Here is an 8,289-nt window from a genome sequence, read left to right on the forward strand (position 1 = left end):
GCCGAGGCCGGCGCCACCATGGAGTGGGTCGACGGCAACATCGGCTCCAAGGTCACGATGAAGTACCCGGCGGTGTGGATGACCGGCGAGCACGCCAAGGGCGAGGTCCTGTCGGTGGCGTTCGCCGGTGAGGGTCAGCACCAGGACACCGGCGCCAAGATGCTGCACCTGGCGCCCAACACGTCGAGCAACATCGTGTCCAAGTCGGTGGCCCGCGGCGGTGGACGCGCCTCCTACCGCGGCCTGGTGCAGGTCAACAAGGGGGCGCACGGCTCCAAGTCCAGCGTGAAATGTGATGCGCTGCTGGTCGATACGATCAGCCGAAGCGACACCTACCCCTACGTCGACATCCGCGAGGACGACGTCACGATGGGTCATGAGGCCACCGTGTCCAAGGTCAGCGACAACCAGCTGTTCTACTTGATGAGCCGCGGGATGACCGAGGACGAGGCGATGGCGATGGTGGTGCGCGGCTTCGTCGAGCCGATCGCCAAGGAACTCCCGATGGAGTACGCCCTGGAGCTCAACCGGCTGATCGAACTGCAGATGGAGGGTGCGGTCGGATGACCGCTCCGATCGCGATCACCAAGGGCGAGCTGTTCGCCTCCTTCGACGTCGACGCCTTCGAGATCCCGCACGGCCGCGACGAGCTCTGGCGGTTCACCCCGCTGCGGCGGCTGCGCGGACTGCACGACGGCTCGGCGCCCGCCACCGGCAGCGCGCGCATCGACGTCGACGAACGTGCCGGTGTGCGCACCGAGACCCTGCGCCGCGGCGACCAGCGACTGGGCCAGGCCGGAGTCCCCACTGATCGTGTTGCGGCGCAGGCGTTTTCGTCGTTCGATTCGGCGACGGTTGTCACCGTCGGGCGGGACGTGCAGATCGCCGAGCCGGTCAACGTCACCGTGACCGGGCCCGGCGAGGGCGCGGTCGCCTACGGGCACCTGCAGATCCGGGTCGACGAGCTCGGCGAGGCGGTGGTGGTCATCGATCTCCGCGGCAGCGGAACCTACGCGGACAACGTCGAATTCGTCATCGGTGACGCGGCCCGGCTCACCGTCGTGTGGATCGCCGACTGGGCCGACGACGCGGTCCACGTCAGCAGCCACCACGCGAGGTTGGGCAAGGACGCGGTGCTGCGCCACGTCGCGGTCACCCTGGGCGGGGAACTCGTGCGGACGTCGGCCAACGTACTGTTCGCCGGCCCCGGCGGTGATGCGGAGCTGTTGGGAATGTACTTCGCCGACGACGGCCAGCACCTGGAGTCGCGCCTGCTGATCGACCACGCCAAGCCGGACTGCAAGTCCAATGTGCTGTACAAGGGTGCGCTGCAAGGGGATCCGGACTCCGCGCTGCCCGACGCGCACACCGTGTGGGTGGGCGACGTGCTGATCCGCGCAGCGGCCACCGGCACCGACACCTTCGAGGCCAACCGCAATCTGGTGCTCACCGACGGGGCCCGTGCCGACTCGGTGCCCAACCTGGAGATCCAGACCGGCGAGATCGCCGGCGCCGGGCACGCCAGTGCCACCGGGCGCTTCGACGACGAGCAGCTGTTCTACCTGCGCTCCCGCGGCATCCCGGAGGAGCAGGCGCGCCGGTTGGTGATCCGCGGGTTCTTCGGCGAGATCATCTCCAAGATCGCCGTGCCGGACATCCGGGAACGCCTGACCACCGCCATCGAACACGAACTCGAATTCACGGAGAAGACGAAAGCTTCATGACGACACTGGAAATCAAGGACCTGCACGTCAGCGTCGACAATCCCGACGCCGCCGAAGGACAGCGCGAGATCCCCATCCTCAACGGTGTGGACCTCACGGTGAAATCCGGTGAGACGCACGCGTTGATGGGCCCCAACGGCTCAGGCAAGTCGACGCTGTCCTACGCGATCGCCGGCCACCCGAAGTACCGGGTGACCTCGGGCTCGATCACCCTGGACGGCGAGGACGTGCTGGCCATGGGCATCGACGAGCGCGCCCGGGCCGGCATCTTCCTTGCCATGCAGTATCCCGTCGAGGTGCCGGGGGTGTCGGTGTCGAACTTCTTGCGCTCGGCGGCCACCGCCGTGCGCGGCGAGGCTCCCAAGTTGCGGCACTGGGTCAAAGAGGTCAAGGCGGCGATGGGTTCGCTCGAGATCGACCCCGCGTTCGCCGAGCGCAGCGTCAACGAGGGCTTCTCCGGCGGTGAGAAGAAGCGCCACGAGATTCTGCAACTCGAGCTGCTCAGGCCCAAGATCGCCATCCTCGACGAGACCGACTCCGGGCTGGACGTCGACGCGCTGCGAGTGGTCAGCGAAGGGGTCAACCGTTACGCCGAGACCGGCTGGGACGACGGCAGCGGCGAGCCGGTGCGGGGAGGCATCCTGCTGATCACCCACTACACCCGCATCCTGCGCTACATCCACCCGCAGTTCGTCCACGTCTTCGTCGGCGGCCGCATCGCCGAATCCGGCGGCCCGGAGCTGGCCGACGAGCTCGAGCGCAGCGGCTACGTGCGCTTCACCGAAGCGGCCGCAGCGGGGGCCTGAATGCCGACCCCGACCCGACTGGACGTCACGGCCATCCGGGCCGACTTCCCGATCCTGCAGCGCGTCATGCGCGGCGGGAATCAATTGGCCTACCTTGACTCCGGCGCGACCTCCCAGCGTCCGCTGCCCGTGCTCGACGCCGAGCGGGAGTTCCTGCTGACCTCCAACGGTGCCGTGCATCGCGGCGCGCACCAGCTGATGGAGGAGGCGACCGACGCCTACGAGCAGGGCCGTGCGGACATCGCGGCGTTCGTCGGCGCCGATGCCGACGAGTTGGTGTTCACCCGCAACGCCACCGAGGCACTCAACCTGGCGTCCTATGTACTGGGTGACAACCGGTTCGCGCCGGCCGTGGGCGAGGGTGACGTCATCGTCACCACCGAGCTCGAGCATCACGCCAATCTGGTGCCGTGGCAGGAGCTGGCCCGCCGCACCGGCGCCACTCTGAGATGGTACGGCGTCACCGACGAGGGCCGCATCGACCTGGACTCGCTGCAGCTCGACGAACGGGTGAAAGTTCTTGCTTTCAGCCATCATTCGAACGTCACCGGGGCGGTGGGGCCGGTGGCCGAACTGGTCGCGCGGGCCAGGTCGGTGGGGGCGCTGACCGTGCTGGACGCCTGCCAGTCGGTGCCGCACCAGCCGGTCGACCTGCACGCGCTCGGCGTCGACTTCGCGGCGTTCTCCGGGCACAAGATGCTGGGCCCCACCGGGATCGGCGCGCTCTACGCGCGCCGCGAGCTGTTGGCGACGCTGCCGCCGTTCCTCACCGGAGGCTCGATGATCGAGAGCGTGACGATGGAGCGCTCCACCTACGCGCCAGCCCCGCAACGGTTCGAGGCGGGCACCCCGATGACCTCCCAGGTCGTCGGGCTGGGCGCGGCCGCGCGCTACCTGGGCGCGATCGGCATGGACGCTGTCGAAGCCCACGAACGAGACCTGGTCGCCGCTGCCATCGAGGGCCTGTCGGGTATCGGCGGTGTGCGCATCCTCGGGCCTGTCTGCATGGAGGACCGCGGCTCGCCGGTGTCGTTCGTCGTGGACGGGGTGCACGCGCACGACGTCGGGCAGGTGCTCGACGACGACGGTGTCGCGGTGCGCGTCGGGCACCACTGTGCGATGCCGCTGCACCGCCGCTTCGGGGTGGCGGCCACCGCGCGCGCGTCGTTCGCGGTGTACAACACCGCCGAGGAGGTCGACCGGTTGGTGGCCGGCGTGCGCCGGGCGCTCGAGTTCTTCGGGAGAGACTGACGGTGCGCTTGGAGCAGATGTACCAGGAAGTGATCCTCGATCACTACAAGCATCCGCAGCACCGGGGACTGCGGGAGCCGTTCGGCGCGGAGGTCTTCCACGTCAACCCGACCTGCGGTGACGAGGTGACCCTGCGGGTCGCCCTGTCCGACGACGGCGAGCGCGTCTCCGACGTCTCCTACGACGGGCAGGGGTGTTCGATCAGCCAGGCGGCCACCTCGGTGCTCACCGAGCAGGTGATCGGGCAGAGCGTGCCGCAGGCGCTCGCCACCATCGCCGCGTTCACCGAGATGGTGTCCTCCCGCGGGACCGTCGAGGGCGACGAGGACGTCCTGGGTGACGGGATCGCCTTCGCCGGCGTCGCCAAGTACCCGGCGCGGGTGAAGTGCGCCCTACTGGGGTGGATGGCCTGCAAGGACGCGCTGGTCCAAGCCAGTGAAACTGTCAAGGAGGTTGGGTGATGAGCGAGACCACCGCGCCGGATGACGAACTGCTCGCCGACCTCGAGGAGGCGATGCGTGATGTCGTCGACCCGGAGCTGGGCATCAACGTCGTGGATCTGGGACTGGTGTACGGCCTCAACGTCGTCGATGAGGGCGGCGAGGGAACCGTCGCCGTCATCGACATGACGTTGACGTCGGCGGCCTGCCCGCTGACCGACGTCATCGAGGACCAGTCCCGCATGGCGCTGGTCGGCAGCGGCCTGGTCGACGAGCTGCGGATCAACTGGGTCTGGAACCCGCCCTGGGGTCCGGACAAGATCACCGACGACGGCCGCGAGCAACTACGCGCCCTGGGCTTCACTGTCTGAAGCGCCGTCCGAAGCGCCGTCCGAAGCGCGATAGCCGCCCTGGCGGCGGTCAGAAGCTGGCGTGTGGCGCGCCGATACCGGAGTCGATTCGATGCGGGCCGGATGCCGACGGGGCTACCGGGAAGTCGAAGATCGCCGTCGGAATGTACACGGTGGCGCATGAATTCGGGATGTCCACCACGCCCGACAGGCGTCCCTCGATCGGGGCCGAACCGAGCAGCAGGTAAGCCTGCTCAGGGCTGTAACCGAATTTCGTCAGATAGTCGATGGCATGCAGGCATGCGCGCTGATACGCAAGATCGGAGTCCAGATATCTTTGTTCGCCATCCAGTGTCACCGACGTGCCCGAGAAGGCGATCCACTCCGAATACTGGGGTGCGGTGTTGCCGGGCATGAAGATCGCGTGTTCGCGCACGCCGTAAATCTCCATGCCGCCTTTGATCACGTCGACGTGCAAGTCGATGAACCCACCCATCTCGATCGCTCCGCAGAACGTGATCTCCCCATCGCCTTGCGAGAAGTGGAGATCGCCGAAGGAAAGGTTTGCTCCCGGCACGAAGACCGGGTAGAACACCCGACTGCCTTTGGTGAGGTTCTTGATGTCCTGATTTCCGCCGTTCTCGCGCGGGGGAGCGGTGCGGGCGGCTTCGGCGGCAACGCGGTCGAAGTCGTCGCCGGCCAGCGCACCGAGCAGGGCGCCCTCGGGTTCCGGTGCCAGCGCGAGCGGCGGCACCCGCTGCGGATCGGTGGCGATGAGCGCGCCCTCGCGTCTGTTCCATGTCGCCAGGAGTTCTGCGGACGGAGCCGTGCCGATCAGGCCCGGATGCACGATACCCGTGTACTTGACGCCGGGAATGTGTCGCGACGTCGCGGTTTGCCCGGCGAAATCCCAGATCGCCTTGTAGGCATCGGGAAAGCGGTCGGTGAGAAATCCACCGCCGTTGAGTGTGGAAAAGATTCCGGTGTAGCCCCAGCCCTGGCCGGCGAGCGGGCCCGAATCCTCCTGCGGGATAGGGCCGACGTCCAGGATGTCGACGATGAGCAGGTCGCCGGGTTCGGCGCCTTCGATCGCGAATGGGCCGGAGAGGCAATGCACATTCTTCAGCGGCGCGTTGAGGATGTCGTCGGCCGAATCGTCGTTGTGGATGGCTCCGTCGAACCATTCCCGGCAATGCGCACGGAACGTGGAATCGCGCTTGACGGTCACCGCCGGTGGGATATCGGGATGCCAGCGGTTATGACCAACTATTTGTTGCTCATGGAACTTCTTCGTGGAGTCGAGCGGAAAAAGCAATTCAGGCATGATTCAATCCCTTGTCAATCCGCGGCCGGTTTTTGACCTGGACATCCGGCCTATTCACAGGCCCTGCCCACTGTATCGCGAGCAGCAACGAATGGCGCGAAATTCGCCTCGTCGTTGGGCGGACGGTTGCCCTGGCGCCCGGCGTTGCCGGTCCTGGGCCCGGTGGCGCGACCGCCCTATAGTCGCCACGTGCCCACCTACGTGTTCCGCTGCGCCCAGGGTTGCCCGAAGTTCACTGAACAGCATTCGATGACGGCCATTCCCGACAGTGCCGACTGTCCGCTGTGCGGCTGCGCGGCCAGCAGGATTCCCGCTGCGCCGATGGTCGGAATCGGCGGCACCGCCGCAGTGCGACTCCATGACCGGACCCGCGCCAGCGCCGATGATCCCGACGTGGTCGCCAGCGTGCCGCCGGCGCAACGCCGGAAGGTGAGCGTGACGACAAATCCGCTGCACCGCACCTTGCCGCGGCCATAAGCGTGCGGTGCGGCGGTCCACACTCTGCCGGCCGCACCGGGCGCAACGAATCTCAGGTGGATGAGTCGAGCGTGTCGCGGCTATCCGCCGTGGCCGTGCCGCGCGGGCATGTCGCACTTGCCGTCGACGGCTTCGCGCAGCTTGATGCTCGTCGCCTGAAGTTTGCCCGCGCTGTCCTCGGTGCCACGCGCCTTGATGCACTTGCCCGCTGTGATCGCGTCGAGGGTGACCTCCGCCTGCTTGGTGTAAGTGGTCTTGTCATCGACCGTCACCGCCGTCTGCAGCGGATTGCCGGCGGCGTCGTTGGTCGTGACGTTGATGGTGTTGTTCGCCACGGAGGCCACCGTGCCGCGGATCCGCATCGGTTCGGCGGGTGGCGGCGCAGCCGAACCCGAAGGCGCCGGGCTGCTGGAGGCGGCTGCAGGCTTCGGTCCCGGCGGGCACTTGCCGTCGACGGCAGGCTTGACCCGCACCGACGCCGCCTTGACCGGCTGTCCGGCCTCGGCCTCGGCTTCGGCCTTGGCGGGCCACACGCTGACACAGCTGCCCGTGGTGACGTCGGTGAGGGCCGCCGAGGTGGTCTCGGTGATCTTGGTCGTCGGCGTGTAGTCCACGGTGGCGTTGGAGTCGTCCTTCTGGGTGACCTGGATCGCATTGCCCGCCACCGATGCGACCAGCCCGCTGACCTTCGCCTGACCTTCGGCGGGCGCCTCAGTGGTCGTGGAGGTCTCGGCGGACGTCGAGGTGGACGTGGACGTGGACGTCGGGGTGGATGTCGGGCTCGACTTGTGCGACGAGGTGCAGGCGGCGATGGAGAGTGCGGCGGCTCCGGTGACTGCAAGGACGGCGAACCGGATCAGTCGAGGCGACTGTGGGCTGACAGACATCAACGTTTCTCCAATCGTGGTTATGTCACCAACGTCAGGGGTTTACCCGTTCAACCTGAAAGTAGCCTGTGCGCAACAAGCGCAGAAGGCTACCCCGAGGAACCGCATCTGGTCGGCGTCGAGGGATTCGATGACGGTGCGCAGGGAACCCAGCCTGGGCAGCATGTTCTTGGCGGACAACTCAGCGGTCGCGATCCTGCCCCGAGAGAACGCCGTGTCAGTACCGCCGCCCCCGGTCGAGGGCGGCGCGCGCGGCGCCGGCGCGCTCCGGGGGGCATCCAGGCCGGCGCGACCACGTCCGAAACCGGGTTGTCACCGCGGGAACACAACTTCCGCCGGCCGCGTTGGGCCGAGTGTGACAACGATGGAACTCACTAACGAGAAATTCAACGAAACGATCGAGGGCAACGACATCGTGCTCGTGGACTTCTGGGCCTCGTGGTGCGGACCGTGTCGGCAGTTCGGGCCGACATTCGAGGCGTCGTCGGAGAAACACCCCGACATCGTGCACGCCAAGGTCGACACCGAGGCCCAGCAGGAGCTCGCCGCGGCCGCCCAGATCCGATCCATCCCCACGCTGATGGCGTTCAAGAAGGGCATGCTGCTGTTCAACCAGCCCGGAGCCCTGCCGCCGGCGGCCCTGGAGGATCTGGTGCAGCAGGTCAAGGCCTTCGACGTCGAGGCCGCTCGAGCGGATCAAGCCGACCAGACCTGAGGCGGCCGCGCGCCGCGTGGCGGCCGGGCGCCGGGATGCGCGCTACCGTTCACGGGTGAGTTTGGTTCTGGTGGAGCAACCGCGACCGGGTGTGGCACTGATCACCCTCAATCGGCCCGAGCGGATGAACTCCATGGCGTTCGACCTCATGATGCCCCTCAAAGAGGCCCTCGAGCAGGTCAGGTACGACAATTCCGTACGCGTGGTGGTGCTCACCGGGGCAGGCCGGGGATTCTCCTCGGGCGCCGACCACAAATCCGCGGGCACGGTTCCCCACGTCGACGGGTTGACCCGCCCGACCTACGCGCTGCGCTC

10 protein-coding genes and 1 pseudogene are annotated in these 8,289 nt (G+C 67.5%); 9 read left to right on the forward strand and 2 right to left on the reverse strand.

What is annotated here, in order from left to right; all coding sequences use genetic code 11:
• The 6 genes and pseudogenes from AC2VOK_RS19980 to AC2VOK_RS20005 form a co-directional block, all read left to right on the forward strand.
• Positions 1-567 (forward strand): SufD family Fe-S cluster assembly protein (locus AC2VOK_RS19980; protein WP_428901991.1); only part of this gene is annotated, 567 nt, incomplete at its 5' end.
• Positions 564-1,724 (forward strand): Fe-S cluster assembly protein SufD, encoded by a 1,161-nt coding sequence (sufD, locus tag AC2VOK_RS19985; protein WP_428901992.1) that lies wholly within the window; start codon positions 564-566, stop codon positions 1,722-1,724. The genes AC2VOK_RS19980 and sufD, both read left to right, overlap by 4 nt.
• Positions 1,721-2,530, forward strand: a complete 810-nt coding sequence (sufC, locus tag AC2VOK_RS19990) for a Fe-S cluster assembly ATPase SufC (RefSeq protein WP_428901993.1) — start codon at positions 1,721-1,723, stop codon at positions 2,528-2,530. Before sufD ends, sufC begins: the two co-directional genes overlap by 4 nt.
• Positions 2,531-3,781, forward strand: coding sequence for a cysteine desulfurase (locus tag AC2VOK_RS19995; RefSeq protein ID WP_428901994.1), 1,251 nt, complete (start codon positions 2,531-2,533; stop codon positions 3,779-3,781).
• A pseudogene (gene sufU, locus AC2VOK_RS20000) lies at positions 3,778-4,267 on the forward strand (Fe-S cluster assembly sulfur transfer protein SufU). The gene AC2VOK_RS19995 and the pseudogene sufU overlap by 4 nt, the downstream one beginning before the upstream one ends.
• Positions 4,242-4,592 carry a metal-sulfur cluster assembly factor gene (locus AC2VOK_RS20005; protein WP_428901995.1) on the forward strand — a complete coding sequence of 117 codons (351 nt, stop codon included), beginning with the start codon at positions 4,242-4,244 and terminating at the stop codon, positions 4,590-4,592. Before sufU ends, AC2VOK_RS20005 begins: the two are co-directional and overlap by 26 nt.
• 49 nt (positions 4,593-4,641) lie before the next feature.
• On the opposite strand, the gene fmdA is transcribed toward AC2VOK_RS20005, so the two are convergent.
• Positions 4,642-5,895 (reverse strand): formamidase, encoded by a 1,254-nt coding sequence (gene fmdA, locus AC2VOK_RS20010; RefSeq protein WP_428901996.1) that lies wholly within the window; start codon positions 5,893-5,895, stop codon positions 4,642-4,644.
• Between the two features lie 189 nt (positions 5,896-6,084).
• Between fmdA and AC2VOK_RS20015 the strand changes: the two genes are divergently transcribed.
• The gene (locus tag AC2VOK_RS20015; RefSeq protein ID WP_428901997.1) at positions 6,085-6,372 is read left to right on the forward strand and encodes an FmdB family zinc ribbon protein; all 288 of its coding nucleotides are present in this window, start codon (positions 6,085-6,087) and stop codon (positions 6,370-6,372) included.
• Positions 6,373-6,452: 80 nt separating this feature from the next.
• On the opposite strand, the gene AC2VOK_RS20020 is transcribed toward AC2VOK_RS20015, so the two are convergent.
• A complete protein-coding gene (locus AC2VOK_RS20020; RefSeq protein WP_428901998.1) occupies positions 6,453-7,259 on the reverse strand; it encodes a DUF5666 domain-containing protein in 807 nt (268 codons plus the stop codon).
• Between the two features lie 355 nt (positions 7,260-7,614).
• Here AC2VOK_RS20020 and trxA point away from each other — a divergent pair, with 355 nt between their 5' ends.
• Positions 7,615-7,974 (forward strand): thioredoxin, encoded by a 360-nt coding sequence (trxA, locus tag AC2VOK_RS20025; protein ID WP_421530901.1) that lies wholly within the window; start codon positions 7,615-7,617, stop codon positions 7,972-7,974.
• 55 nt (positions 7,975-8,029) lie between these two features.
• Positions 8,030-8,289 (forward strand): enoyl-CoA hydratase-related protein (locus AC2VOK_RS20030; protein ID WP_428901999.1); only part of this gene is annotated, 260 nt, incomplete at its 3' end.

The organism is Mycobacterium sp. TH-M116, assembly GCF_057473685.1.